We start from the raw sequence: 24,785 nt of genomic DNA, 5'->3' as shown, positions 1-24,785 counted from the left end.
GATTGATCAGGTTCAGGTTGCAGAATTATGAATCCCATGCTGCCACGTATTTCAGATAAACTCCAGATGGCGACCTTCAGTCACAGTTCTGAACGTACGGAGTTGCAGTGACCTCTCACTCCCCGGACCTTCCGGTTTCCCGGCAGTATTCTCCTTTACTCGACTGTGAGGGGACAACCGAATTATGCGAATTCTGGTCACTCTGATCAGTAAAACCTGATTTACCGATTGCCTCAAGATGCTCTCCACCCCTCAGGAACACCAGCACGATGAACAGGCTTATCAGGATAAAGGGTATGGCATTCAGGAAAACACTTCTGAAGCTCCTCATGAAAGCCTCTGTGACTATCACAATCGGACCGGCATAACCCTTCATGGCCAAAACTTCCAGTATTTTTATCTGCATCGGGTTCGGAATCTCATTTCCGAAATTCGGAATCAGCTCGTTCATCTTTCCTGTAAAGAGTATTCCGCCCAGCGATACCCCCATGGCTCTTGCAAGGGAATTGGAAGTCTGAATGGTTCCACTTGCCATCCCGGCCTTGTGAGGGGGTGCGGAGGTCATCATAACGTTCATTGCAGGGGGCATCAATAGACCCATGCCTGAGCCGATGAAGAGGAGCACCGGCAGCAGCTCCCAGAACGTCACGTTTGCGCTTATCTTGCTCAGGAGGTAGAGCCCGATGGAGAAGACCACCGGTCCCATCGACATGGTTATCTTCGGATTGATTCTGTCGCTGAGCCTTCCTGCAAGTGGGGCTATGACGGTGTTCACAATTGGAATTGGCATTATCCAGAGCCCCGCCTGCTCAGCCGTCAACCCCTTTATTCCCTGCAGGAAGAATGGCATGAGAAACAGAGAGGTTGAAAGCCCCATTGACATGAAAAAGAGAGCAGTAACTCCTGCTGTAAAATTCCTTATTCTGAAGAGATTCAGATCAAGAATGGGATAGTCACAGGTGAGTTCCCTTGCGATGAAAGCTGTAAGGTATGAGAACGCCACTATGAAGGACGCAATTGTCTTGTCGTCTCTCCAGCCCCACTCCTGCCCCTGGATGATTCCGATTGTAAGGGAGCCAAGAGATATGGACAGGAGTGCCAGTCCAAACACATCCACCGGCACCTTGGCCTTTTCACCCATTGCTGGGAGCAGCGTCAATCCGAGGGCAATTCCCGCAAGACCCACCGGCAGGTTGATGTAGAAAACCCAGTGCCAGCTCATATGCGTCGTCAGCCAGCCACCTATCACAGGTCCGAAGGCGAATGAGGAGGCGATGAGGATTGAGTTAAGCCCCATTGCAGCCCCTCTTTTACCCGGAGGGAATAGTTCTGTGATCAGAGCCATGCTGTTTCCCAGCATTATCGCTCCCCCAACTGCCTGTATCACTCTGGCCACAATGAACACTAAGATGTCCCAAGACTCCGCACAGAGAAGGCTTCCAGCAATGAAAACGGCCATTCCGGTAACGTAAAGGAGGTTTCTCTTCACCATGTCTCCCAGCCTGCCAAAGGTGACCAGCAGCACAACCAGAGTTATGAGATATGCGTTAAGGAGCCACTGAACGTCGGAGGCCGAGGCGTTGAACTCCTCGGCTATGCTTGGGAGGGCTATGTTCAGTATGCTGGTATCCAGCATCACCATGAATACCCCGGTGGCCACAGGAATCAGAGAGAGCCACGGATTCACTGCTTTTGTGTCATATCCTCCATGTCCGGATTGTCCAGCATCCATTCTTCTCATTTCTCCCGTTCATTCGCTTCAGACTTTCTCTTCCTCCTGCTCCTCCTCACAATTACAGCAGCGGTCAGTAAGGCTATCAGCCCCAGTGCAGCGGCAGCAAAAAGAACAGGGGTTATCAATGGCTTTTCCTTCACCTCGAGAGCAATGGGGAAACTGCCAGTTTCATGCTTGTAGCCCTCAGCATCGTAATAGCTCAGCCTCAGATTTGCAGGATAGCTGCCCGCTCCCGCATCCTTGTCAACCTTCACCCTGTACTTCACCACTGCCGTGCTGCCGGGCTCAAGGGTCCCGACAAAGTACATGCCAGGCTGTGACTGACCGACGAGACTGCCCAGAGAGCTTCCCCCAGCCACCGAGAGCGGTGCTGATACCTCCAGCATTACAATGGTGTTGTACAGGGTGCTGCCAGAGTTCTTTAGCTTTATGACAACTTCACCCGTGGAATCAGGGTAAAGAGAGGCTTCAACCGATGTTATTTCTATTTTCACCCCTCTGGACTCCACCGAAACCGGGATTCTGGCCGAGCTTACTATTTCCGCTCCGTTTATCTCAAATCTCTCCAGCAGGTAGAGGGTGTAGTTCCCCAGGACTGCATCATCATCCACGTCAATCCTGAACCTTGCATTACCAACCTTTCCGCTTTCCAGGCTTCCGATGAAAGCAGTTGTGGTGAGGGGCGTAATCGTGAGCTCAGGCGATAGGAGGCTCAGCTCGACATCCTCAAGCCTCTCTTTAATTCCGTTCTCCACCTCCACAACCATCTCGCCTTTCTGTCCGGCTGAAAGAAGGGCTTTCACGTCCCTTATCTGCAGGGGACTTTCTCCAATCTCAACGGCTATGTAGTGCTTTTCAGTCAAAACCTCATCTCCCCGGGGATTTGTGTAGCTGATCGCAACCCATCCCCTGTACTTTCCTTCCTGAGCCAGGTTCTCCACGTTGAAAAGAACCCTGACACTCTCGTTTCTGCCGAGATGCCCTATGTATGGCGAGTTCTCCACACGGATGAGTGGGGTGTCAAAGGACAGTATGGCTACAGCATCCCTCATCTCCTCTCCCGTGTTCTTGAGTGTGACCTCCACAATGCCTCTTGACGGAATCGTCACTACACCTGAAGCGGGCTGGACTTTTTTCCCGGATAGAAATGAAGGCGAAGAAGATGGCAGCGATGGGATAGAGGGGATGGATGGAAGGGAGGGGACACTTATTTTCTGCCTGACAGGGGCGTTCAGCGGTGGAGTCAGGATGCTCTGCCAGTTCTCAACTTCGATGCTATTGCTGCCCTCCACCCAAATAGGGGCTGTTTTTACAGCAGTTTTTGGAAAGCCTGCAGCGTCGCTGAACTGAAAAACGAACCTGGCTGGATAGCTCTGATTGAGTGCGTTTTCAGACACATACACCTTGAAAGATACAGTTCTCTTTTCTCCCGAGGCCAGATCCCCAATGTAAGCAATCATGCCTGTCGGATCTGGCATTAAAGGTGGGGTTGCGTTCAGAATGACAGAGGTGTTGTGTACTGGATTCTTACCCGTGTTGATGACCTCCACGCTCACAACATCTTTCTTTCCTGCCAGAAGGGTCGAGTTCAGAATCCTGACGTTGAAGTCGTAATCCTTCTTGCTCACACGAATGTTGACGTTTTTGAGATAAACGTCATGGTCATAGGTTATGTATGCCGTTTTCGTAAGCGGATCAATCGAGTAGGTGACATAGGTGAAGTGAATCTTCACGGTTAACGTGTATTCCTTCTCCCGAGCATCCGGATCGATCTTTATCCTGAAGGACACCTTGGAAACCATTCCCGACGGCAGATCTCCGGCAAGCTGCGGATTGATCGTCTTCACCTCAACAGGTGGGCTCCCGCTGAGCTCAACTCTGAGGTTCTTGGCAGTTGTGATGAGGGGCAGAAGATTCGACGTGTTCTCATTGATGATAAAACTGCTAACCTTTGCGTCATTCTCTATCAGCAGGGTTAAAACTGCATCCTCGCCAGGATAGAAGGTATCTCTGACCGGTGAGACGTGAAACCTGAAATCTGCACTCTCTGCACTTGCAACCCCCATGGCCAGCAGAAATGCCGCCAAAATCAGCACTGAAAAAATACTACGCCTCTTCATGTTTCCCACCTTCAGAGTCCCCAACAGCTTCAAACATCCTTATGGCATCTTCAACAGCCCTTTCAGTCTTCTCAGGATTCTTTCTGTATGCCTTCAGAATCGCCTCCTGAAGCCTGAACCAGTTTTTAATCCTTAAGAGCTCCCAGCGCTTCTCCCTTCTTTCCATGACGAAGGTTACTGCTTCATCAACGCTCTCACCCGAAAGGATGCCCGCCTCCATCAGAAACCTGATCTTATCGAGTATCAGCATCCTTTCCCTTTCCTTCAACTCTTCGAGAGCCCTCTTACCCTTTGTGGAAAGGGAGTATATCTTCCTGTTTCCCCTAACCGAAACCTCAAGAAAACCCCTGTCGTGAAGCTCATTCAGAAGGGGATAAACCGATCCGGGAGACGGTTTTTTTGATACGATTTTTCCTATTCTCTCGATGAGCTCGTAACCCGTTGCCTCTCCGCTTTCAAGCTCTCTGAGAATCAGAAGCTTGAGCATGCCCTTTAGCGCATCTGACATTGACGGTGTCTCTGATTTTGTTGTATTTATTACTATCGGTATCCGATAGTTTTCTCAGGTCATGGGTCAGAGTAGATGCACCGGGTCAGTTACAGATATGAGAATCACGGAGTTCTCACAGACACACCCGGCATGCTGACCAACGACTTTTTTGTGAATCTGCTCGATATGGGGGCTGGGTGAAGACAGGCAGATGAGAACCGCTATTATTTATTCGAGGGCTATGACAGAAAAAGCGGAGAACTGAAATTCAGGAAAACGAGGGTTGATCAGATATTCGGACACCAGATGGGGCCGGGCTGTGGTAGAGGTTTACGCCAGCGACGATTCCGGAGAAAAATTCATCCATGACTTTACAAAAGCCTGGAACAAGGCTATGAACCTCGACAGGTTTATCTGAGAATGGATGGTTGAAAACTCCGAAGGTGCAGAAGTCCCCAAGAAATTTATTTTTTAATAGCACATTCCTGATCATGACTGGAAAGCATCCCAAACCAGAACCGGATAGAGACAGTTTCAGAAAATTTCTGAATGCAGAGATTCTGGAGGTCAGGGACGGATACGCGAGGGTGGAGGGAGTTGTCTCAAGCAACTATCTGAACTTCCATGGAACTGCACATGGTGCGTACATAATGGCTCTGGCCGATTTTGCCTTTGCTCTTGCAGTAAATTCCGGCAATTACTCCAGATTCGCACTCTCAATAAGAATGGATTTTATCAAACCGGCATTTCATGGTGACAGACTTACTGCAGAAGCAGAGATAGAATACGGCAGAAAAGTTGCATTCTGCAGGCTGGAGGTCAGGAGAGGCGATGAAACGATAGCAAGAGGTCTTGCAATAGCTTATGGAAGTGAGGTGCCTGCATAATCTCCCAAAGCAGAATAAATGCAGGTGAAATATTCAATTATTTGGCCAGTTGCGAGCAACCATGTGTTCCTGACAGCGATTTTTTTCCGCTCGAAAGTGGTGCAGAAAACTCTTGCTGAAATTGATCAGACCAAACTCTCAAAAACAAATTTAAAGCTGCATTTTCCAGATAATCAAATATGCCAAAAACACGAATCCATACAACAGTGTCGCCACAGACGCTCAGAAAAATAGAGGAACTTAAGAAAGAGTACGGGACGCTGAGTGCGGTTATCGAAAAGGCTGTGGAGCTCCAGTACAATTCAGAACGTGCTAGTGTTGTCAGCAATGAGGATTTAATCCTCCTTGGTTTTGTCAAAGAGCTCAATTTCACTCTCTGTGCAAAGGACCACTATACAGCCCTTGCCGAGGGTGATCCAGACAGGGCGGTTAAGGAGAGCATGCTTGAAATGGCGGTCAAGTACATATCAAAAAAGCCAATCAGCGATTTGAGTCTCGAAGAGTTGCTTGAGAACATATGCACGCTCTGGAAAATTCTGAACAGGGCTGAGCATGCGGAGGTTGAAAGGGATGGAAACAGGCTCAATTTTGTGTTCTACCATGATATGAGGAGCGTCGCTGTTTCCGAGATACATCTAAATTTGCTGAAATACATCTTTGACAAATACTACTCCGGGAAATACAGGATGAGGGTCGACACGGTAACCGTCAATGGTTTTTCAGTTGTTTTTGAGACCATATAGCTCCCCGTGAATGGCCTTCCTCACAAGTTCATACATCTCCTCTTTCCTCACCGCTCTCGGATTTCTCGAAATGTGTTTTTCACTCATGAATATCCTTTTAACAATCTCTCCGACATCATCTTCTCCCACACCTGCATCGATGAGATTTGCAGGAATGTCAAGATCATCAAGGAGTTTAACGAAACCTATTCCTGCAAGAAAGGCTGCATCTCTTGGAGCTAAGCTGTCAACCCTCTCCCCCAGAAGCGCAGCAATTCTGGCATGTTTTTCCATGTTCGCAATTGCATTGTACTGCAGAACGTAGGGCTGTGTCATCCCAACGCTTTTTCCATGGGGACTACCGTGGATAAATGCATGAGCGTAACCTAAAGCATGGCCGAGAGATGTCCCTGCCTTGTCGAAAGCTATCCCTGCCAGCAATGCGGCATACGACATTTCAATCCTTGCTTCGAGGTTCTTACCGCTGGCATAGGCCTCTCTCAGAGCCCTTACCCCTTTTTCTATCGCCTTTTCCGCAAGCATGTCTGAAAGTGGGTTTGACAGCAAGGAAGTGTACGCCTCGACAGCATGGCAGATTGCATCCAGTCCTGAGCTGGTAGTAACTGCAGGGGGTGCAGAAAGTGTTAATTTCGGATCCACAATTGCCACATCAGCGTAAAGCGAGGGATCATCGAAAACGTGTTTCACATCCCTGTCTCCAAGCCTGAACACGGCAAGCTTTGTAACTTCTGATCCGGTTCCGGCAGTGGTCGGGCAGAGAATCAAACCGGCATTCCTCCCGGGCAGAGGTTTTCGCAGGAAATCAGACGCTTTTTTGCCACTGTTTCCAACAGCAGCAGACAGCTTTGCGACATCGAGCGTGCTCCCCCCTCCAATACCAACAACGGTGTCAAACCTGCAGGAATCCAGAAACGAATCTACAACATCAATCTCAGGCTCGGCTTTAATCTCGCTCCACAGCTCACAGGCAATGTCCGATTCATTAATTAGGTTGCAGATTCTTTCAGCTGTGCTCTTCACAGCCTTCCCGCAGACTATCGCAACCCTCTTTCCACCAGATTTCCTGATTTCATCCGGTAACCTGTTTATGGTGTCGCATCCAAATATAACTCTCACACAGCTAAACTCAAACAAGCAAACCACCTCCATACCTTGCAATCAAAACAATGGAGAGTACTATAACGGTGAGCAGCATAACCCTCCTCAAGTCCTCTCCATCCAGTTTTCCGAGAATTCTCCTGCCAGTAACGTAGGCCAGAGCAACAGATGGTACAAGGTAGGCAAATTTAACCACCACATCTGCATTGATATGGCCAGAAAGCAGGAATGCTGCAAGTGTTACGGTATCAATAATGACGAGATATGTTATTATGAAGCTCCGTATAAATGCAGAGTCATAACCCTGGTTCGTCAGTCCGAGTATTATCTGAGGCCCATTTACACCGGTCAAAACTCCCATGGATCCACTCGCAAATCCCAGGCTCAGAAAAAGTCTCTTAGTATTTTTAACCCTGAAATTGACACCGGCAAGCATCAGCACTGCGAGCACGACCATTCCCAGTCCGATTGACAGTCCAATCATCTGCTGGGATGCTATACCGAACAGGGCTATGCCAATGGCAATTCCCGAAAAACCTCCAGCATAAACCTCCTTTAGCCCCAGGTTCATCTTCTCCTTTACAACAAAAATTATGTTTACCGATGATTCAAGCAGAATTATCAGAACCACCGCCTCTTTTGGTGGTAAAATATTCGAAAATATGGGTGATAGCAGTATGGCACTACCGAACCCAGTAATTACCCTGATTGTAAAAGCTGCAAAGGTCAGCAAGCCCATTGCAACTGTTATGGAGTCAATCATTTCTGATCAAGAAATTTCAGAAGCATCCTGATCTTCTCAACCCTATGCAGATAAGATTTCTCGAAATCCCCGTATTTATAGACTCCTTTTCCTGTTTTGATTCCAAGCTCCCCTTTCTCTATTTTTCTGACAAGCCATTCTGAAGGTCTGAATTTTTCATCTCCGAACCTCTGATACAGGTACAGGCTTGCAGCATGCACGACATCAATGCCTATGTAATCGATATTGCCCAGCGGACCGAAGAGAGTGTAAAGAATTCCAAGATGGCTTTTCCAGACTTTATCGATGTCCTCAAACCTCACACCCTCCTCAATCATTTTTGAAGCTTCGCTGAGGACTGCAGCGTTAAACCTGTTCACAAGAGACTGATTTCTGCAAACAACGACTTCTTTTCTGAGATCTCCGAGGAACGTCTTAACTCTTTCAAGTGTTTCTGCATCCGTGTATTCTGACAGGATTATCTCAACGAGGGGCATCACGTAAGGCGGGTTCATCCAGTGAACCCCAAGAAATCTTCCCCTGCTTTTCAACCTCTCTGCAATATCATCAATACATATCACAGATGTGTTCGAGCATAGAATGGCGTCTGATATCTCTTCAATCTTCAGAAGGACGTCTGATTTTACATCCAGATCCTCGTAAACCGATTCAATGACCATTTCACAATTTTCTGCATCATCTATGTGTTCTGTGAAACTGATTCTCTCCTCAATGCCTTCAAATTCAGATATCATTTTCCTCGCCCGCTGCAGCGGCTCCCTGCTGACATCGTAGAGAATGACCTCATACTTTCTCGCAACGTCAATCGCTATACCGCACCCCATCATACCCGCACCGGCTATGAAAACCTTCATTATTCCACCTCTGAACGGAGCGTTTTGATGTGATCCTCAACGATTTTGTCCGTGCTGTCCCACCTTATCTCCCACCCAAGCTCGTCTATTTTCCTGTATCTGTCAAGAATACCTGAACTTACCGCAAGCTCCGTCATAACCGACCAGTTTCTCGCTATTCTCTCAGCTTCGCTGCTGACATCAAATCTGGGTTCGAAATCCGGGAAGAACTTCCTTGCAGAGGAGATTAACTCCTCGAGGGAAACAGCGATCCCTCCCGCATTGAACAACGGTTTTGAAACCCTGTCTGTATCATTCAATCTGAGAACAAGCTCTGCTGCATCCTTCACATAGAGAACGGGCAGCTTTGTTTCCGGTGGGAGATTCATAACACATCCCCTTCCGTAATACAAATCATCTATGAAGGACGAAAACGTCACACTCGCCCCCATACCTGCTCTGAAGGGACCGATCAGTATCGGAAATCTCACAGCCCTGAAATCCATGCCGTAAGCATGGAGATAGTATGTCCCGAGAATCTCGGAGCACGCTTTTGTTACACCATACAGCGATGCTGGCTCCCGGAATGAGAACTCATCCACCGGCTGCTGACTTCTCAGGCCGTAAACAGAGTGGCTGCTGATGAAAATTACCTTGCTCACATCGAACAGCCTGCAGGCTTCAAGAATGTTCAGTGTCCCCTCCACATTTGTTCTGAATGCATCAACATGGCTTTTCTCTGCTTTAACAGACAGATCGGCTGCAGTGTGAATCACCGAATCAATTTCATGGCATTTGAATACTTCTATTATATCCGACCAGGACGTGACGCTCCCGAATTCGAATTTACCATGCTCTGGCTTCCTCAGGTCAAAGATTACGGTATCTTCCAGCCTTCGGGCTATGAATCTTCCCAGAAATCCTGCTCCACCTGTTATAAGTGTGGCCATGCTATCCCTCTGATCCCGAGAGGATGTTTGCGAGCGGGGAGATCTCTTCAAGCTTTACCCGTACATCAATAACCGCCGGAATTCCGGCATCAACAGCCCTCCTTACTGCCTCCCTGAACTCCGCAATGTCTGTGATAAGTTCACCGTAAGCTCCAAGGCTTTCTGCAAACTTATCGTACCTCACGTTCTCGTTCAGAATTGCCCCATACCTCGCCCTCTCCTCTGACTTGGTTGTCAGGAGCCTTGTATGGTTAACCAGTCCCCACGCAGAGTCATTAACCACCACCACAATGATTGGAAGCTCGTGTCTCACTGCTGTGTCAATTTCGGCACCGTTGAACAGAAAGCTGCCATCACCCGTTACCACGAAAACCCTCCTGTCCGGTTCAGCTGCCTTCGCCGCAATTCCCATCGGCACCCCTGCCCCGAGATGGCCGAATGGACCCTGAGATGATATTACGCTTCCTGCTTTCCGGGCTTTGAGATAGAGAAGTCCCCAGGCCGTTGTTTCCCCTCCATCAAGTATCACGATGTCATCCTTTCTCATGATCTCCGAAAGTTCCTTCATCAGGGTCTGGGGTTTCATCGGCCTCTCATCTCCTTTCGCAGCATGATCAAACATCTCTGCAATGTTTCTGGCCATCATCTCCACACCTGCAGCCCATGAATCGAATTTTCTGTTCACGTTGGACTGTAGAGCTTTTGAAAGAAAGGCTCGGGCATCCGAGAGAACTGCAAGATCAACGTACCTGTTTTTACCCAGCGCATCTGGATCAATATCCACATGCACGATTTTGGCGTCTTTCGAGAATTTCTGCCCAAATCCGAGAAACTCATCCAGCTTGCTTCCTATGACCATCACAAAATCACTCTCTCCGAGAACGATGGAGGCCGAGGCATGGCCTGCAAAAAGTCTGTGGTCTGAGGGAATGCATCCGAAGCCAAGGCCATTTGCCAGCACAGGAATCGAATGCTTTTCAGCAAACTTCAGCAGCAGGTCCTCGGATTTGCTCCAGTAAACTCCAGATCCAGCGATTATAATGGGTTTTTCGGCCTCATTCAGCATGTTCATGGCCTCAGCAACAAGTTCATCCTCACACACAAATCTGCCTGTGAATCTATAGTTTTCTGGATCCTTAAATTCGATCTGAACATCGACATCAGCATTCAGAACGTCTTTCGGTATTTCAAGCAACACCGGACCGTATCTGCCAGACATAGCTTTTCTGAACGCATCCTGAACGTATTCATGAAGTCTGTGGGTAAACGGTACCAGTCTTGACCATTTTGTGTACTCCTTCACCCACAGGAACCCATCAATTTCCTCAAATGCGTTTCTGTCAAGATTCTCATACCTGCTGTGTCCCGCAACTGCAACTACAGGACTTGACGCATAGTACGCCTGAGCCAGAGCAGGCATGAGATTTGCCAGTCCAGGACCTGTTGGAACTATGCAGAACCCGGCCTCTCTCGTCACACGCGCGTACCCGTCTGCGGCATTTCCTGAAGCCTGCTCGTGTCTTGTAAATATCACGTCGACACCCTCGTCACGCAGGTATTCACATACCGGCAGAATTTCGCCGCTTGGGAGTGCAAAAGCACATTTAATTCCCTCTTTCAACAAAGCCTTGGCAACAATTTCCGCTCCATTCATTCTATCACCTCAAAACTCTTCAAGATCCTTACCTCTGGTCTCGGGAAGTAACCAGGGCAGCAAAATCATCAGCAGGAATGCAATTCCCCCGAGAAGCATCCCGGCAAGGAGAGATGCAAATGTTGCAACGTATCCAACTATGAGGCCACCAACCGACAGCCCCCTCGCCACGCTGAAAATGACAGAAGTAGCAGTAGCCCTGATCCTCGTCGGAAACATTTCACTGCTCCACACTCCAAACAGAGCATGGGAACCGAAGCCAACTGGAATTATGAACAGAGACAGCAGTGCAAGCTGCTGATTGTAGTTTATCAGAGTGAAATACCCCAGAAGGATGGAGCCAGCGAGTCCAAAAGCTGCAGAAACTGCAAAGCTTATCCTTCTCCCAACGTAGTCGCTTATAAATCCAACAAAAGGCAGAACCACCAGCGCAACAAGAGATATTTTCATGACGGTAATGCTCGCCTCTTCAGGTGAATAACCAAACTCCCTGATTATGAATGTCGGTGACCAGTCAACAATCGTATGGTACGCAAACTCTGCCAGCCAGAAGAGAAATGTCGCCAGTATCATCAGCTTGAGGTAGATTCTATTCCGGACTATCTCTCCGAGTCTGAGTGACTTGCCCACCTCCTTGCTGTGTTTCTTCCATATTCTTGACTCTGGAAGGTACTTTGCAAAGAGAATCAGGAATGGAATCGGGTACAGTGTGATGAAAAAGCACGCCCTCCATCCATAAACTGGATATATCAGCGAAACTGAGAGAGCAGAGAGTATAAATCCGAATATAAATGTAGCATGAATTAAACCGCCGAATAAACCCCTTCTTTTTGGGGAATAGAATTCACTCATGTATGTGAAGGCCAGACCCCATGTAACTCCCATTCCCGAAATGATTCTTAGAACAGCAAGAGTCCAGAAATTGGGGGCAAAGGCTGACAGAACGCTGAACACGGCCACCCACAGTATGGACAGTATCAGGGCATTCTTTCTGCCAAACCTGTCGCCAAGCTCTCCAAAGAGCATGGCTCCAAAAATGCAGAAGATGTACTGTGCGGAAAAAATAAAGCCTATTTCAAGCGTTCCAACATTGAACTCCTCCATTATTGGTTCTGCCAGAAAGTTCAGAAGAGTGAGACCAACGGCATCATGAGACCAGCCTATGGCAGCAGCCACAAGGACTATCAGCTTTTCCATTCTGGTAAACTCTGTTTTCTCATGGATTTCGGCAACAAAACCACCCATGAACTAAGATAATGATTAATAAAGTTAAATAACTTATGCGAAAAAATGTGCATAATTGCACATATTTTATGCAAACAGATTCACAAAAATGCGCATACACGGCCGAAAACAATATCCTGGCTGAAAACCAAGATTGCTGTTATTCACTTTTACAGCGATTCCATCACGCCACTCTGAGATGCACAGAAATTACTGCAGACTTCAGCTATGTAGCTTGTTGTGCATGTGAAGCTCGAGGATGTTGTTGGTCAGGATGAACCGAAAAGAAAGGCGAAAATAATTCTTGAATGCCTGAAAATCCCAAAAATTTGACAGGTGGGCCCAGAAAATGTCCTGTTTTGTGGTCCTCCTGGCACGGGAAAGACCATGACAGCCAAAGCCCTATGCGTAAATTCCGGAGAGTACCTAAGATTTGCTCTGTCGATAAGGATGGATTTCATAAAAGCTGCATTTATTGGAGAGAAATTGATTGCTGAAGCAGAAATAGAACATGGGAAGAAAATTGCCTTTTGCAGGCTGGAAGTCAAAAGAGGCGATGAAACTGTGGCAAGGGGTCTCGCAATCGCATACAGTACGGATGCCAAACGCCCGTGATGGATTTACCCGGAAAACGTTTAAAGGCAGCAGCATCGTGTAACATTTTCAATTTTCACGTTGTCGGCATTCAGGAATTTTTAGAAACCTATTTATATTGATTATTGGAGTTAAAATCCACTATGGAGATGCTTGACGTTTTCCTCGCTGTCGGCATTCTCATCACAGTGTCAATTCTCATGACAATGTACAGGGTTTTCAGAGGCCCCACAACCCTCGACAGGCTGATGGCCACCAGCGTCATAGGCACGAAGGTCGTGGTGCTTTTGGTCGTCATCGGCTACCTCTTTGAAAGGCCGATTTTCGTTGACATCCCTCTGACCTATGCTATGCTGAACTTTGTTGGTACACTGATAGTTGCCAAGTATATTGAAAGGGGAGAGTTATGGAAGCCCTACACGTAGTCTCAGCTTTGCTCATGTTCTCCGGCGTGTTCTTCATGATAGCCGGAGCCCTCGGCATCATTCGATTTCCGGATTTCTACACGAGATTGCATGCGGCAGGCAAATGCGATACTCTCGGAGAGGTGCTCATAATTCTGGGCTTCATTGTCTATGAGGGTTTCTCTTTCCTCTCGGTCAAGCTGCTCTTCCTGTCGTTCTTCATACTGCTCGCTAATCCCGTGGGCACTCATGCGCTGATCAGGGCAGCGTACCTCACAGGGGTCAAGATGTGGAAGAAGGAGGAGTCTCAATGAGCGAGAATCTGGACAGGAGAATATCTCTGATACTCACTTTCGTGACGATGTTCGTATTCTGGGTTCTGCTGTCAGCCTGGGCCATCTCACCCGACGCACCGGGCCACTTCAATGCGATTCACATCTCCCAGGGCATAGCTGCAGCCCTCATCACCACATACCTGTCGAGGAACGTTATATTTGACCTGAGCAGAAAGTGGCACGTGAAATTCCTGAGAGCAATACCCTACATAGCCTGGGAGCTCTGGCAGATCGTCCTCGCCAACCTTGATGTTGCATGGAGAGCAATACACCCGAAAATGCCTCTTGATCCTGTGGTTGTTGAATTCGAAACCCCGTTGAGGGGAGATCTTGCCCTAACGTTCATGGCCAACTCCATAACCCTGACTCCCGGAACGATAACCATACTGGTTGAGCCGGAGAAGGGAAAATTTGTGGTTCATGCCATAGACAGGAAACTGGCTGAACCGCTTCTGGTTGAGCAGACGATGCAGAACAAGATAGCCCATGTCTTTATGGAGGGTCAGCATGATAGTTCCGCTTGATATAGCCCTGATAATCTTCCTGATAGTATCCGCGGTTTCAGCACTGATGGTGAGAGACTTACTCGCCTCCATCGCAATCCTCGGCACATACACGTTCGTCATGGCATGCATTTACGTCCAGATGAACTCTGTGGATGTGGGTTTCACGGAGGCTGCGATAGGTGCGGGAGCGTCAACGGCCCTGATGGTCGCAAGCCTCACGAGGCTAAAGAGGTTTGACACGAGCAAAATCAACGTTTCAAAGGCGGTTGTTGGAGCAATGGCTGTTTTCATGCTCGCTGGTCTGTTCATTTACGTCGTTGAAGACATGCCCCCATTTGGAGAGCCAGAATCCCCTCCAAACAAGTGGATCGAGCTTTTCAGCCTCGAAGACAGCGGAATTTCTGCACAGCTTGAAAATGGCGTTCTCCCTGATGAGATCAGGAGTAGAATAGAGTCCATCGGGTACACCACAGCCAGCAACTGGCCACCCCTTGAGGATGGGACTTACAGGATTGTGTGGAATGAAGAAGAGCATGGCTGGGATGTGCTGATTGAAAAGAACGAGAAGTTCTTCCCCAATTTAGAGAAGCTCTACTTCATCGAATCATCGAACGGGGAGCTGAAGGTGTACAGGTACTCCATTCCGGTGAGGTGGGAGGAAAAGAGCGAAGAGGAGATGAACACACCCAACATGGTCACGGCAGGTCTTGCAGATTACAGAGGCTACGATACGCTTGGAGAGACCGTGGTCATTTTCACAGCAGCAGTTAGCGTTGCAGCACTGCTGAGGAGGGGATACCTTGAGTGATGACGTAAACGTGGTTATCAAAACAACCATACGAACCATGCTCCCGTTCATCCAGCTTTACGGCTTTTACGTCATGACGGGAACTGAGGGAGCAGGAGGTGGATTTCAGGGCGGTGTCATTCTCGCCGCATCCTTCATACTCTACGCCATAACCTTCGGGGCAGAGAAGGGTAGGGAGAAAGCTCCTGAAAGCTGGAACACGGCCTTCAAGAGCTTCGGCCTCTACATCTACGCTGGAGTCGGCATTCTCACCATACTCTACAGTCTTGGCTCTGCCGAGTTTCTGAACTACTCGGCAACTTTCCTCAGCCTGTTCGTGCCCCACACCGTTGCAAGGGGAATCCTGATTGCTGATGTGATTGAGGTCGGGATAGGTATAACCGTGGCTGCGAGCTTCACCTCGCTGTTCTTTGACCTCGTGTGGAAGGGTGATGAGGATGGACGTGATTGAGCTGTTCCTTGAGCGCTACAACTACTGGAGCTTTGTCGTGCTCATGCTGATCGGCCTGTACGGGGCAATAGTCTACAACAACCTTGTAAAGAAGATAATCGGGCTGAGCATATTTCAGACGGCCATATTCCTGCTCTTCATATCCATGGCCGATGTTGGAAGAGACATAGAAAACACGCTCGGGCTCAAGAGCGGGACAGCGCCGATAGTATGGGAAAAGGGGATAGAGCACGGCTACATGTACGTCAATCCCGTACCCCACGTTCTGGTGCTGACGGGCATAGTTGTCTCGGCAGCAACGCTCGCTCTGGCCCTTGCCCTGATGATTCGCATATACAGAGAGTTCGGAACGCTTGACGAAGAAGAGCTGAGGGAGATGATAGAATGATGGAACACCTGCCGGTAGTGATTGTTGCGATATCTCTTTTATCATCCTTCACGATCCTGATATCCGGGATATTCAGCAGGAGGGCGGGATATTACATATCTCTCGCAACCATAATCGTCCAGCTAATCTTTTCCACAATCCTGCTGGACTACATCCTGAAAAACGGGCAGATAAGATACTGGCTGGGCGGCTGGAGGCCTCCATGGGGCATAGAGTATGTGGTTGACGAGCTTGGGGCCTACATGCTGTCCATCGTCCTCGTGTTCAGCCTCCTTGCAACAATCTATGCAAGGAGAGTTGTGGAAAAAGAAATCGAGGAAAGCAAGTGGCCGTACTTCTATACTCTCTGGCAGCTGATGATCTCGGGAATGGTCGGCGTCTCCGTTACCGGGGACCTCTTCAACCTCTTCGTCTTTCTTGAAATTGCCTCACTTGCAGGCTATGCGCTGATCGCCATGGCAGGCAGGAAGGCTTTCGTTGCATCATATAACTACCTCATCCTCGGGACTGTCGGAATCTCGTTCTATTTGCTGGGAACGGCATTTCTGTATGCGGAGACAGGAACCCTGAACATGCTTGATGCGAGAATCCTTCTCTCTCTGGTCTACGAGAACAGGGTCGTGCAGGCCTCCTTTGTGTTCTACTTCATAGGCCTCGCGATAAAGATGGCACTCTTCCCCTTCCACACGTGGCAGCCCGACGCATACGAGCACTCTCCATCAGCAGTCACCGTGCTGATTTCAACCGCAATGGCCAAGATAAACGCCTACGCCCTGATAAGAGTTGTCTTTTCCGTCTTTACAGTCAGTTTCCTCGAAAGGTTCATTCAGGTATGGACACTCATTGCCTGGATTGCCGCTCTGGCAATAATTCTGGGTTCTGTATTTGCCATAATGCAGAAGAGCCTGAAGAGGATGCTCGCCTACTCTTCAATTTCCCACGTCGGATACATAGTTCTGGCCATGACCTTCCTGCACACAAAGTGGGGTCTGAGCGCTGCTGTTGTGCACCTCCTCAACCACTCCATAATGAAGGCGACGCTCTTCATGGTTGTGTGCGGTTTCATCTACAAGTTCGGGTTCAGGGAGATAGACGACCTCGCCGGAATTGGAAGAAAAATGCCCTTTTCAGCAGCAGCGTTCACCATAGCTGCAATATCCATGATTGGAATTCCCCCCACAGTGGGTTTCGTGACAAAGCTCTACATAATCCTCGCATCCCTCGAAACCGGGCAAATAGCATACATCTTCGTCATGGTCGCAAGCTCACTCCTCAGCCTGGTTTACTTCTGGAGGGTCATCGAGACCATGTACATGAAGGGCGATCACCACGAGCAGGAGAGAGACGAGCTTCCGGCTGAGATGCTCCTGCCAGCATTGTTTCTCGCTTTCCTCACCATAGCCTTCGGGCTGTTCTGGCTCAGCGGTGCAGGTATGCCGGTGCTCGACACAATTGCGAAAACCTTAGGGGTGGTGCCATGAACGCCGAGACGCTATTGCTGATTGCTCTGCTTTCCCCAGGTGTCGCTTCACTCCTGATACTGCTCACCGGCAGATATCCAAATCTGAGGGAGAGTGTTACCATCCTCGCTTCCATCGTGAGCTTCCTCGCCATAATCCCGCTGTCTAGGGAGGTCATGAAGGCTCCGGTTGAGGTCACGCTCTTCCACATCGCCCCGGGATTGGACCTTGCATTTAGGGTGGATGCGTTCGGGATGATATTCGCCATAACCTCGTCCTCCCTGTGGATTCTGGTCTCGGTATACTCTATCGGCTACATGCGTGCCCTGAACGAGCACGCCCAGACGAGGTTTTACTTCAGCTTCGCAGTTGCAATATTCTCTGCATTCGGCATAGCCTTTTCCAAGAATTTGCTCACATTCTACATCTTCTACGAGCTCCTCACGATCTGCACTTACCCGCTTGTTGCCCACGAAGAGACGCCGGAGGCAATATCTGGTGGAAGGAGGTACCTCGCATACCTCCTGCCGTCTGGAGCGGCTCTTCTCGTTGCGCTCGCCATAACCTACTGGCTTACAGGCACCACAGACTTCCAGGCAGGTGGTTTCCTCAACGGGCCAGCGGAGATTTTGAGAGTGCTCTTCATAATTTACCTGCTCGGTTTCGTGAAGGCTGCCTACATGCCCCTGCACTCGTGGCTCCCAACGGCAATGGTCGCCCCAACTCCCGTCTCGGCCTTACTGCATGCTGTCGCGGTTGTTAAGGCGGGAGTGTTCGGAGTGATAAGGGTCGTTTACTACGTCTACGGCCCCGACCTCGCCTCATCCCTCAATCTCGGTGCAATTCTTGCGATCATAGCAGGATTCACGATGATTGTGGCAAACATTCTGGCGATTGGTGAGGATAATCTGAAGAGGAGGATAGCATACTCCACAATAAACCAGCTATCATTCATTCTTGTCGGAGCGGCGATGCTGAACCCGCTGGCCTTTGCCGGGGCAATAATGCACATCCCGTTCCATGGCTACATGAAGATAACGCTCTTCCTCTGCGCCGGGGCGATAGCGGTGATCTCTGGAAAGGACAGGGTGAGCCAGCTTGACGGGCTTGGGAGAGCTATGCCGGTAACCTTCGCAGCTTTTTCAATCGGAGCCTTCGGAATGAGCGGCCTTCCCCCAGTTGCCGGGTTCATAAGCAAGTGGTATATTGCTCTTGGCACAATAAGTGCCGGCAACCTGCTCGCCCTTGCTACGATACTCATCGCCTCACTCCTCGACGTGGTTTATTTCTTCCCCATCATCAAGAACGCCTTTTTCAGAGAGCCGGATGGACAGTATGATGAGAGGGGCAGATTATACCACCTTTACATGGTGCTGCCACTCGCCCTGACCGCAATATTTTCAGTAATCCTCTTCCTGAATCCTGACATTCTGAACATTTTCGAGCTGGCGAGAATAGCGGTTATCGACGTCTGGGGTGGTGGAATATGATTGAGCTTGATGCAGAAAGATGGATGAAGTACCTGTACGCCATTGCAGCACTCCTGATCACTGCGGACATCGCATACTACCTCATTGCCCATCCAGAGCATCACTTCTCATGGGAGGTTCCGGCTTTCAGCGCAGCTTACGGCTTCGTCATGTGCATTCTGCTCGTCGTCGTTTCGAAGTCCATTGGCAAGCTCATAATGAAGGACGAGGACTACTACGAAAGGGTGGGAAGGTGAGGTAAATGACCTGGATTCATCCCGGCATCGTCATAATCCTCGGAGCTCTCCTGATTCCATTCATCAGATCGAGGAGAGCGGAGCAGATTCTGTTCCTTCTGCTCCCGCTTTCATCCCTCTTCATACTCCTGCTAACATCCTCGGGTTACTTTGGAGAGGTCCCGTTCACAGCGCTTAAGCTCAACTTCCTCGACTACGAGCTCGTTCTCGCAAGAGTGGACAGGCTCGCGATGGTTTTTGGGTATGTTTTCTCTCTCGCTGCAATAGCGATGAACGTCTACGCCCTTCATGCAGATAGGCGCGAACATTTTTCGGCGATGATGTACGTGGGCAGCGCTCTCGGAGCGGTTTTTGCAGGTGATGTCTTCACCCTCTACGTCTTCTGGGAGATAATGGCCCTTACATCCCTGTTCCTGATCTGGTTCAGGAGGACGAAGAATGCAGAAAGTGCTGGATTCAGGTACGCTCTCTGGCACCTCTTTGGCGGTCTGTGTTTGCTCGCAGGCATCGTGATGTACGTTTTCCAGACCGGAAGCATAGCGTTCAACCACTTTGACCCGTCCCTGGGTTATGCGTACTACCTCATGCTCCTCGGATTCATCATAAATGCAGCGGTCCCACCGCTGCATGCCTGGTTACCGGACGCGTATCCCGAAGCGACGGTTACAGGAGCGGTGTATCTCACAGCTTTCACAACCAAAACTGCTGTGTACACGCTTGCAAGGGGTTTTGCCGGAGAGGAAATTCTGATGTGGCTTGGCGCGATAATGGCCATGTATGGAGTCATCTTCGCAGTCCTGGAGAATGACGGCAGAAGATTGCTGTCGTACCACATCATCTCTCAGGTAGGATACATGGTTGCGGGAGTTGGAATAGGCACCGCCATGGCGATTAACGGAGCGACCTCCCATGCGTTCACTCACATACTGTACAAAGCCCTGCTCTTCATGGGAATGGGTGCAGTCATACACGTCACCGGCAGGAGCAAGTTTACAGAGCTTGGAGGGATTTACAGGTACATGCCGATAACCTTCTGGCTGTACATGGTCGGAGCGTTCTCCATTTCAGCGTTCCCACTCTTCAGCGGGTTTGTGAGCAAGAACATGACAGTGTATGCTTCAGCTGAAGCTCATCTGCCTTTAGTGTGGCTGTTGCTTGAGGGTGCGAGCGTTGGAACGTTCCTGCATACGGGATTAAAGCTGCCCTGGAACGTGTGGTTCTCCAAGGAACCGGAAATCGAGGCGAGAGAACCGCCGAAGAACATGCTTGCAGGAATGGCGATACTCGCACTGCTGAATGTGTTCTTTGGAACGTATCCCGGATATAAGATCCTGTATTCCATACTGCCGTACCCGGTTGAATACCACCCCTACACTCCAGCGAAGGTTCTGGCAATGAGCCAGCTGCTGCTCTTCACGTTCTTCGCATTCTGGCTCATGAGGGACAAACTGCGCGGAGAGGCAAAGATTGTCCTGGACACGGACTGGCTGCCCAGAATCCTTGGAAGATATTTCATTTACTACAGCATAAGGTTCACAGAGTTCTCCAAGGAGCTGGACAGGAGGTTCCTTGAGACCACATCCAGATTCAAGGCCATAGCAAATGTCAGGCTGAGGGAGCTCAGCGCCGGTTATGGGGTGCTGGTGGTGTGCATACTCTTTGCAGTATACCTCCTGCTCTTCTTAGCGTCATGAATTCATTTTTTATTTTTAACAGACCAGTTCGTCTGAAAGCCATGAAAAACTATTTAAATTCATACCCGAATGATGGGTCAATGCGAAAGTGCAGCAAACTAGCAGAACTGTGCAATCTCTTTTTGAGTGTAGTAGTATGCTGAATTTTCCATGTTAGTGGTGGTGGTTTATGAGAGCGGCTGATGCCATTATCAAAGCTCTGGAAAAAGAGGGTGTTAAGCACATTTTCGGAATACCGGGAGGCGCCATAATAGAGGTGTATGATGCTCTATTCGATTCTGGCATAAAACACATCCTGACGAGGCACGAACAGGCAGCAGTGCATGCAGCAGACGGATATGCAAGAGCCACAGGAAAGGTGGGCGTTGCATTTGCAACATCCGGCCCGGGAGCAACGAACACAGTTACAGGAATAGCCACGGCATACATGGATTCATCACCCATCGTCGTAATGACCGGACAGGTTGCGAAGAGCTTAATCGGTAATGATGCGTTTCAGGAAGCAGACATAACCGGAATAACCATGCCCGTTACGAAACACAACTATCTTGTTACGGACGAAAATGAGCTTCTGAAAACGATAAAAGAAGCATTCCACATTGCAGGCACAGGAAGGCCGGGTCCAGTGCTGATAGACCTGCCAAAAGACGTTACAACAGCAGAGGTTGAATTCAATTATCCTGAAAAAATCACTCTCCCGGGATACAAGCCGAAGTACCGGGGACATCCCAGACAGATAAAGAAGGCTGCTGAACTGATAATGAAGGCCGAAAGGCCGGTAATTCTTGCAGGAGGCGGAGTCATACTCTCCAACGCGAGTGAGGAGCTTACAAAACTTGCTGAGACAATTCCAGCATACGTTGCAACAAGTCTCATGGGCAAGGGTGCGATTCCCGAAACCCATCCACTAAGCCTTGGATTCATAGGAATGCACGGTACAAAGTATGCAAATTACGCCGTTCAGGAGAGCGACCTGCTGATTGCCATTGGAATAAGATTCTCTGACAGGACGACAGGAAGGGTTTCCGATTTTGCCCCCGATGCGAGGATAATCCACATAGACATCGACCCTGCCGAGATAGGGAAGAACATTGAGATAGACGTTCCAATTGTTGGAGATGCAAAGCTGGTTCTTCAGGAGCTTATCACACACATAACATACAGAAAAAGAAAGGAGTGGGAGGATAAGGTCGAAGGCTGGAAAAAATCATACCCACTGAGATACAGAAGAGATAATGAAAAAATCAAACCCCAGTTCGTTATCGAAAAGATATGGGAACTTCAGCCAGATGCGATCATTACGACAGAAGTCGGCCAGAACCAGATGTGGGCTGCACAGTACTTCAGGGTCAGAAAACCGAGGCAGTTCATAACGTCCGGCGGTCTCGGAACGATGGGCTTTGGATTTCCGGCAGCAATGGGTGCAAAAACCGCATTTCCGGAAAAACAGGTTGTTGACATAGCCGGAGACGGGAGTTTCCTGATGAACGTCCAAGAACTCGCAACCTGCGTTGACTACGGGATCAATGTGAAGGTGGCAGTTCTGAATAACATGTTCCTCGGAATGGTCAGACAGTGGCAGGAGCTGTTCTACGACGAGCGCTACTCTGCAACGTGCCTCAGATGCAAGGAAATGAGCATTGAAAAAATAGCAGAGGGATTCGGTGCGGTTGGAATGACGGTTGAGAGACCATCGGAAGTTGAAGACGCCCTGAAAGAGGCCTTTGAGATAGATGCCCCAGTGGTGATAGACTTCAGGGTTGACAGGCTCGAGAACGTTTACCCGATGGTGCCTGCGGGAGCCGCGCTGCACGAGGTTATCGACGAGGAGGTGTGAAAGATGAGACACACCATAGCGGTTCTTGTTGAAGATCGCCCCGGAGTCCTTGCCAGAGTTGCGGGGCTATTCAGGAGACGAGGATTCAACATCGAGAGCTTAGCTGTCGGAGTTACTGAAAAACAGGGAGTGTCGAGAATGACAATAGTCGTCTCAGGTGATGACAGGACAATCGAACAGGTCACAAAACAGCTGAACAAGCTGATCGAGGTCATAAAGGTCAGTGATGTCAGCAAAAATTCGGTTGAAAGAGAGCTCGCATTGGTAAAGGTGTCTGCAACACCTCAGAGCAGAGCAGAGATCATTGAGATAGCCAACATATTCAGAGCAAGAATAGTGGACGTGGCAAGAGACTCACTGATAGTTGAGGTTACCGGAGATGAAGACAAGATCAGCGCATTCATAGACCTGATGAAGCAGTACGGAATAAAGGAAGTTACGAGAACGGGCAAAATAGCGATGCAGAGAGGCAGTAAGGCACTGGAATGAGAGAGTTCAATCCCTTTTTTAAAAAATTTTCAAGTAAAGCCAAGAAAATCGCAGTAATCTATCCGAACAGATACGTTGGCGGGATAAGCAATACAGGAATCCAGAGACTGTATTTCGAAGTAAACAGAGAAGAAAAATACATTGCAGAGAGGTTTTACACAGATGTCTTCAACGGCCTGAGAAGTGTTGAATCGGCTACGCCGCTCGAAAAATTTGATGTGGCGCTGTTCTCAATACAGTATGAGGAGGATGCGTTCAGCGCAGTCAGAATCCTGAGCTCTTCCGGATTCTCAGGTAAAAAAATCGCCGGAGGACCATGCATAACCCAGAACCCGTTCCCGTACCTGAAACACTTTGACAGAGTTTTCATCGGTGAAGCTGAGAATGCCGTGAGAAGCATTGTAGAGGACGAATTAACGGATGGCCTATTTCCCCTGTCGAACAAACGAAGAGTTGTGAGCCTCGACACAGAGATGAAGAGGCAGATTGTTGCGGACGGGGCGTACGGTAAGGCAATACTGATAGAGATGGGGCGGGGATGTCCGAGAGGTTGCAGGTTCTGCATTGTCAGACAGATTTACTCACCGCCGAGGTGGAGAAGCAGAGACAGCATAATCGAGATAGCCGAGGAGAACATCGGACTGGCAGGCAAGGTTGCCCTGATAGCCCCCTCGCCCACCGATCATCCCGAGTTCCTTGAGATAGTCTCAGAACTCCAGAACATGGGGTATGAGGTTTCACCGTCTTCCATCAGGGCTGACAGGTTTGACGAGGAGCATGCAGAGCTTCTCGGCGACGTTAAAACCCTCACCCTCGCACCAGAGGCAGGAAGTGAGAGGCTCAGAGAAGTCCTGAACAAAGGCATAAGCGAAGAAGATGTCATGCAGGCGGCAGAAATCTCCAGTGCAAAAAAAATCAAGCTGTATTTCATGTTCGGTCTGCCCGGAGAGACCTACAGCGACCTGGACGAAATTGTGAGGATGGTAGAAAAGATAAGAAATCTCGGAAAGAGTGTACAGGTTTCCATAAACCCGCTTGTCCCAAAACCCCATACGCCATTTCAGTGGCTGCCTTATGGCGGAGACCTGTCGAAAAACGCAATGGAGAATATAAAAGAGCTGAAAAAGAAAAGAGACTACCTGTATTCCAAGCTGAGAAGAATTGCAGATGTGGAAATCGAGAACATTGAAAGATTTGCAGTTCAAACCGTAATCTCCCGTGGAGACGAAAGCATGGGAGATTTTCTGGACAGAAAGGTGAGACTCAGCACGATCAGAAAATTCCGGCTGGAAAGATTCCTCGAAGGGTTTTCTCCAGACTATGAATTTCCGTGGGACAGGATCGATATGGGTTACAGAAAGAACAGGATCAGAAGAGAATTTGAAATCTCCATGGAAAAGGCAGGAATAGAATTTTAAAGTGGATGGCTGTTAGCAACCTGTCCATGCGCAGAGGTTCACACAGTCTCTCAGACACACAGAAACAGATATATACATCTGTGCATATTTTGCAATATAACATGCTGTGTGAAAAATACAAAAGAAAAATTCTGCCCGGAGAATGCCACTGGTATTCCTGCAGGTACTGGATTGGTAA

25 protein-coding genes and 1 pseudogene are annotated in these 24,785 nt (G+C 49.0%); 17 read left to right on the top strand and 9 right to left on the bottom strand.

The window, feature by feature from the left end:
• Positions 1 to 115: 115 nt before the first annotated feature.
• From LPQ35_RS08620 to LPQ35_RS08610, 3 genes are read right to left on the bottom strand one after another with little or no spacing between them, the layout of a single operon-like run.
• Complete coding sequence (locus LPQ35_RS08620; protein ID WP_346297621.1) at positions 116 to 1,741, bottom strand: DHA2 family efflux MFS transporter permease subunit; 1,626 nt, start codon at positions 1,739 to 1,741, stop codon at positions 116 to 118.
• Complete coding sequence (locus LPQ35_RS08615; protein WP_193808369.1) at positions 1,738 to 3,855, bottom strand: hypothetical protein; 2,118 nt, start codon at positions 3,853 to 3,855, stop codon at positions 1,738 to 1,740. Before LPQ35_RS08615 ends, LPQ35_RS08620 begins: the two co-directional genes overlap by 4 nt.
• Entirely contained in the window at positions 3,842 to 4,363 is a 522-nt protein-coding gene (locus LPQ35_RS08610) for a helix-turn-helix transcriptional regulator (protein ID WP_193808368.1), read from the bottom strand. The genes LPQ35_RS08615 and LPQ35_RS08610 overlap by 14 nt, the downstream gene beginning before the upstream one ends.
• A 108-nt stretch (positions 4,364 to 4,471) precedes the next feature.
• Here LPQ35_RS08610 and LPQ35_RS08605 point away from each other — a divergent pair.
• The 3 genes and pseudogenes from LPQ35_RS08605 to LPQ35_RS08595 all read left to right on the top strand — a co-directional run.
• A pseudogene (locus LPQ35_RS08605) lies at positions 4,472 to 4,763 on the top strand (catalase-peroxidase); the annotation flags it as partial.
• Between the two features lie 73 nt (positions 4,764 to 4,836).
• On the top strand, positions 4,837 to 5,232 hold the full coding sequence (locus LPQ35_RS08600; RefSeq protein ID WP_193808367.1) for a hotdog fold thioesterase: 396 nt from the start codon (positions 4,837 to 4,839) through the stop codon (positions 5,230 to 5,232).
• Positions 5,233 to 5,411: 179 nt separating this feature from the next.
• Positions 5,412 to 5,975, top strand: a complete 564-nt coding sequence (locus LPQ35_RS08595) for a hypothetical protein (protein WP_193808366.1) — start codon at positions 5,412 to 5,414, stop codon at positions 5,973 to 5,975.
• On the opposite strand, the gene LPQ35_RS08590 is transcribed toward LPQ35_RS08595, so the two are convergent.
• Genes LPQ35_RS08590 through LPQ35_RS08565 form a run of 6 tightly spaced genes read right to left on the bottom strand, consistent with a single transcriptional unit; the run spans position 5,952 to position 12,518 of the window.
• Entirely contained in the window at positions 5,952 to 7,109 is a 1,158-nt protein-coding gene (locus LPQ35_RS08590; protein ID WP_193808365.1) for an iron-containing alcohol dehydrogenase, read from the bottom strand. The genes LPQ35_RS08595 and LPQ35_RS08590 overlap by 24 nt on opposite strands.
• Positions 7,102 to 7,836, bottom strand: a complete 735-nt coding sequence (locus LPQ35_RS08585) for a TSUP family transporter (RefSeq protein ID WP_193808364.1) — start codon at positions 7,834 to 7,836, stop codon at positions 7,102 to 7,104. The genes LPQ35_RS08590 and LPQ35_RS08585 overlap by 8 nt, the downstream gene beginning before the upstream one ends.
• Complete coding sequence (locus tag LPQ35_RS08580) at positions 7,833 to 8,690, bottom strand: 3-hydroxyacyl-CoA dehydrogenase NAD-binding domain-containing protein (protein ID WP_193808363.1); 858 nt, start codon at positions 8,688 to 8,690, stop codon at positions 7,833 to 7,835. Before LPQ35_RS08580 ends, LPQ35_RS08585 begins: the two co-directional genes overlap by 4 nt.
• Positions 8,690 to 9,619 carry an NAD-dependent epimerase/dehydratase family protein gene (locus tag LPQ35_RS08575; RefSeq protein WP_193808362.1) on the bottom strand — a complete coding sequence of 310 codons (930 nt, stop codon included), beginning with the start codon at positions 9,617 to 9,619 and terminating at the stop codon, positions 8,690 to 8,692. The genes LPQ35_RS08580 and LPQ35_RS08575 overlap by 1 nt, the downstream gene beginning before the upstream one ends.
• A gap of 1 nt (position 9,620) precedes the next feature.
• The gene (locus tag LPQ35_RS08570) at positions 9,621 to 11,273 is read right to left on the bottom strand and encodes a thiamine pyrophosphate-binding protein (RefSeq protein ID WP_193808361.1); all 1,653 of its coding nucleotides are present in this window, start codon (positions 11,271 to 11,273) and stop codon (positions 9,621 to 9,623) included.
• Positions 11,274 to 11,282: 9 nt separating this feature from the next.
• The gene (locus LPQ35_RS08565) at positions 11,283 to 12,518 is read right to left on the bottom strand and encodes an MFS transporter (RefSeq protein WP_193808360.1); all 1,236 of its coding nucleotides are present in this window, start codon (positions 12,516 to 12,518) and stop codon (positions 11,283 to 11,285) included.
• A gap of 366 nt (positions 12,519 to 12,884) precedes the next feature.
• Here LPQ35_RS08565 and LPQ35_RS08560 point away from each other — a divergent pair, with 366 nt between their 5' ends.
• The 14 genes from LPQ35_RS08560 to LPQ35_RS08495 all read left to right on the top strand — a co-directional run bounded on the left by LPQ35_RS08560 (position 12,885) and on the right by LPQ35_RS08495 (position 24,607).
• On the top strand, positions 12,885 to 13,112 hold the full coding sequence (locus LPQ35_RS08560; RefSeq protein ID WP_193808359.1) for a hotdog domain-containing protein: 228 nt from the start codon (positions 12,885 to 12,887) through the stop codon (positions 13,110 to 13,112).
• A gap of 122 nt (positions 13,113 to 13,234) precedes the next feature.
• Positions 13,235 to 13,516, top strand: coding sequence for a monovalent cation/H+ antiporter complex subunit F (locus LPQ35_RS08555; RefSeq protein WP_048090849.1), 282 nt, complete (start codon positions 13,235 to 13,237; stop codon positions 13,514 to 13,516).
• Positions 13,498 to 13,809 carry a monovalent cation/H(+) antiporter subunit G gene (gene mnhG, locus LPQ35_RS08550; protein WP_193808358.1) on the top strand — a complete coding sequence of 104 codons (312 nt, stop codon included), beginning with the start codon at positions 13,498 to 13,500 and terminating at the stop codon, positions 13,807 to 13,809. Before LPQ35_RS08555 ends, mnhG begins: the two co-directional genes overlap by 19 nt.
• Complete coding sequence (locus tag LPQ35_RS08545; RefSeq protein WP_193808357.1) at positions 13,806 to 14,354, top strand: Na+/H+ antiporter subunit E; 549 nt, start codon at positions 13,806 to 13,808, stop codon at positions 14,352 to 14,354. Before mnhG ends, LPQ35_RS08545 begins: the two co-directional genes overlap by 4 nt.
• Positions 14,338 to 15,144 carry a hydrogen gas-evolving membrane-bound hydrogenase subunit E gene (mbhE, locus tag LPQ35_RS08540; protein ID WP_193808356.1) on the top strand — a complete coding sequence of 269 codons (807 nt, stop codon included), beginning with the start codon at positions 14,338 to 14,340 and terminating at the stop codon, positions 15,142 to 15,144. The genes LPQ35_RS08545 and mbhE overlap by 17 nt, the downstream gene beginning before the upstream one ends.
• Entirely contained in the window at positions 15,137 to 15,595 is a 459-nt protein-coding gene (locus LPQ35_RS08535) for an MnhB domain-containing protein (RefSeq protein WP_193808355.1), read from the top strand. The genes mbhE and LPQ35_RS08535 overlap by 8 nt, the downstream gene beginning before the upstream one ends.
• Positions 15,582 to 15,983 (top strand): NADH-quinone oxidoreductase subunit K, encoded by a 402-nt coding sequence (locus tag LPQ35_RS08530; RefSeq protein ID WP_193808354.1) that lies wholly within the window; start codon positions 15,582 to 15,584, stop codon positions 15,981 to 15,983. Before LPQ35_RS08535 ends, LPQ35_RS08530 begins: the two co-directional genes overlap by 14 nt.
• Entirely contained in the window at positions 15,980 to 17,464 is a 1,485-nt protein-coding gene (locus tag LPQ35_RS08525; RefSeq protein WP_193808353.1) for a proton-conducting transporter membrane subunit, read from the top strand. The genes LPQ35_RS08530 and LPQ35_RS08525 overlap by 4 nt, the downstream gene beginning before the upstream one ends.
• Complete coding sequence (locus tag LPQ35_RS08520; protein ID WP_193808352.1) at positions 17,461 to 18,933, top strand: proton-conducting transporter membrane subunit; 1,473 nt, start codon at positions 17,461 to 17,463, stop codon at positions 18,931 to 18,933. The genes LPQ35_RS08525 and LPQ35_RS08520 overlap by 4 nt, the downstream gene beginning before the upstream one ends.
• Entirely contained in the window at positions 18,930 to 19,169 is a 240-nt protein-coding gene (locus LPQ35_RS08515) for a hypothetical protein (protein WP_193808351.1), read from the top strand. The genes LPQ35_RS08520 and LPQ35_RS08515 overlap by 4 nt, the downstream gene beginning before the upstream one ends.
• Positions 19,170 to 19,174: 5 nt before the next feature.
• Positions 19,175 to 20,863 carry a Na(+)/H(+) antiporter subunit D gene (locus tag LPQ35_RS08510; RefSeq protein WP_193808350.1) on the top strand — a complete coding sequence of 563 codons (1,689 nt, stop codon included), beginning with the start codon at positions 19,175 to 19,177 and terminating at the stop codon, positions 20,861 to 20,863.
• A 169-nt stretch (positions 20,864 to 21,032) separates the two neighbouring features.
• Complete coding sequence (locus LPQ35_RS08505) at positions 21,033 to 22,700, top strand: acetolactate synthase large subunit (protein WP_193808349.1); 1,668 nt, start codon at positions 21,033 to 21,035, stop codon at positions 22,698 to 22,700.
• Between the two features lie 3 nt (positions 22,701 to 22,703).
• Entirely contained in the window at positions 22,704 to 23,189 is a 486-nt protein-coding gene (gene ilvN / locus LPQ35_RS08500) for an acetolactate synthase small subunit (RefSeq protein ID WP_193808348.1), read from the top strand.
• Positions 23,186 to 24,607 carry a radical SAM protein gene (locus tag LPQ35_RS08495; protein ID WP_193808347.1) on the top strand — a complete coding sequence of 474 codons (1,422 nt, stop codon included), beginning with the start codon at positions 23,186 to 23,188 and terminating at the stop codon, positions 24,605 to 24,607. Before ilvN ends, LPQ35_RS08495 begins: the two co-directional genes overlap by 4 nt.
• The last annotated feature ends 178 nt before the right edge of the window (positions 24,608 to 24,785 follow it).

Origin of the sequence: Geoglobus acetivorans (genome assembly GCF_039641995.1) — an archaeon.
GTDB lineage: Archaea > Halobacteriota > Archaeoglobi > Archaeoglobales > Archaeoglobaceae > Geoglobus > Geoglobus acetivorans.
The sequence above is the reverse complement of the archived record's forward strand: the minus strand, read 5'-3'. Positions and strand labels throughout refer to the sequence as shown.

Bases quoted from the DNA above. Each gene is read 5' to 3' on its own strand.
- LPQ35_RS08595 (WP_193808366.1), top strand. From the start codon at position 5,412: ATGCCAAAAACACGAATCCATACAACAGTGTCGCCACAGACGCTCAGA.
- LPQ35_RS08610 (WP_193808368.1), bottom strand. From the start codon at position 4,363: ATGTCAGATGCGCTAAAGGGCATGCTCAAGCTTCTGATTCTCAGAGAG.
- mbhE (WP_193808356.1), top strand. From the start codon at position 14,338: ATGATAGTTCCGCTTGATATAGCCCTGATAATCTTCCTGATAGTATCC.
- LPQ35_RS08560 (WP_193808359.1), top strand. From the start codon at position 12,885: ATGACAGCCAAAGCCCTATGCGTAAATTCCGGAGAGTACCTAAGATTT.
- mnhG (WP_193808358.1), top strand. From the start codon at position 13,498: ATGGAAGCCCTACACGTAGTCTCAGCTTTGCTCATGTTCTCCGGCGTG.
- LPQ35_RS08620 (WP_346297621.1), bottom strand. From the start codon at position 1,741: ATGAGAAGAATGGATGCTGGACAATCCGGACATGGAGGATATGACACA.
- LPQ35_RS08530 (WP_193808354.1), top strand. From the start codon at position 15,582: ATGGACGTGATTGAGCTGTTCCTTGAGCGCTACAACTACTGGAGCTTT.
- LPQ35_RS08565 (WP_193808360.1), bottom strand. From the start codon at position 12,518: ATGGGTGGTTTTGTTGCCGAAATCCATGAGAAAACAGAGTTTACCAGA.
- LPQ35_RS08515 (WP_193808351.1), top strand. From the start codon at position 18,930: ATGATTGAGCTTGATGCAGAAAGATGGATGAAGTACCTGTACGCCATT.
- LPQ35_RS08505 (WP_193808349.1), top strand. From the start codon at position 21,033: ATGAGAGCGGCTGATGCCATTATCAAAGCTCTGGAAAAAGAGGGTGTT.
- LPQ35_RS08520 (WP_193808352.1), top strand. From the start codon at position 17,461: ATGAACGCCGAGACGCTATTGCTGATTGCTCTGCTTTCCCCAGGTGTC.
- LPQ35_RS08525 (WP_193808353.1), top strand. From the start codon at position 15,980: ATGATGGAACACCTGCCGGTAGTGATTGTTGCGATATCTCTTTTATCA.
- LPQ35_RS08575 (WP_193808362.1), bottom strand. From the start codon at position 9,619: ATGGCCACACTTATAACAGGTGGAGCAGGATTTCTGGGAAGATTCATA.
- LPQ35_RS08555 (WP_048090849.1), top strand. From the start codon at position 13,235: ATGGAGATGCTTGACGTTTTCCTCGCTGTCGGCATTCTCATCACAGTG.
- LPQ35_RS08510 (WP_193808350.1), top strand. From the start codon at position 19,175: ATGACCTGGATTCATCCCGGCATCGTCATAATCCTCGGAGCTCTCCTG.
- ilvN (WP_193808348.1), top strand. From the start codon at position 22,704: ATGAGACACACCATAGCGGTTCTTGTTGAAGATCGCCCCGGAGTCCTT.
- LPQ35_RS08585 (WP_193808364.1), bottom strand. From the start codon at position 7,836: ATGATTGACTCCATAACAGTTGCAATGGGCTTGCTGACCTTTGCAGCT.
- LPQ35_RS08495 (WP_193808347.1), top strand. From the start codon at position 23,186: ATGAGAGAGTTCAATCCCTTTTTTAAAAAATTTTCAAGTAAAGCCAAG.
- LPQ35_RS08615 (WP_193808369.1), bottom strand. From the start codon at position 3,855: ATGAAGAGGCGTAGTATTTTTTCAGTGCTGATTTTGGCGGCATTTCTG.
- LPQ35_RS08545 (WP_193808357.1), top strand. From the start codon at position 13,806: ATGAGCGAGAATCTGGACAGGAGAATATCTCTGATACTCACTTTCGTG.
- LPQ35_RS08600 (WP_193808367.1), top strand. From the start codon at position 4,837: ATGACTGGAAAGCATCCCAAACCAGAACCGGATAGAGACAGTTTCAGA.
- LPQ35_RS08570 (WP_193808361.1), bottom strand. From the start codon at position 11,273: ATGAATGGAGCGGAAATTGTTGCCAAGGCTTTGTTGAAAGAGGGAATT.
- LPQ35_RS08580 (WP_193808363.1), bottom strand. From the start codon at position 8,690: ATGAAGGTTTTCATAGCCGGTGCGGGTATGATGGGGTGCGGTATAGCG.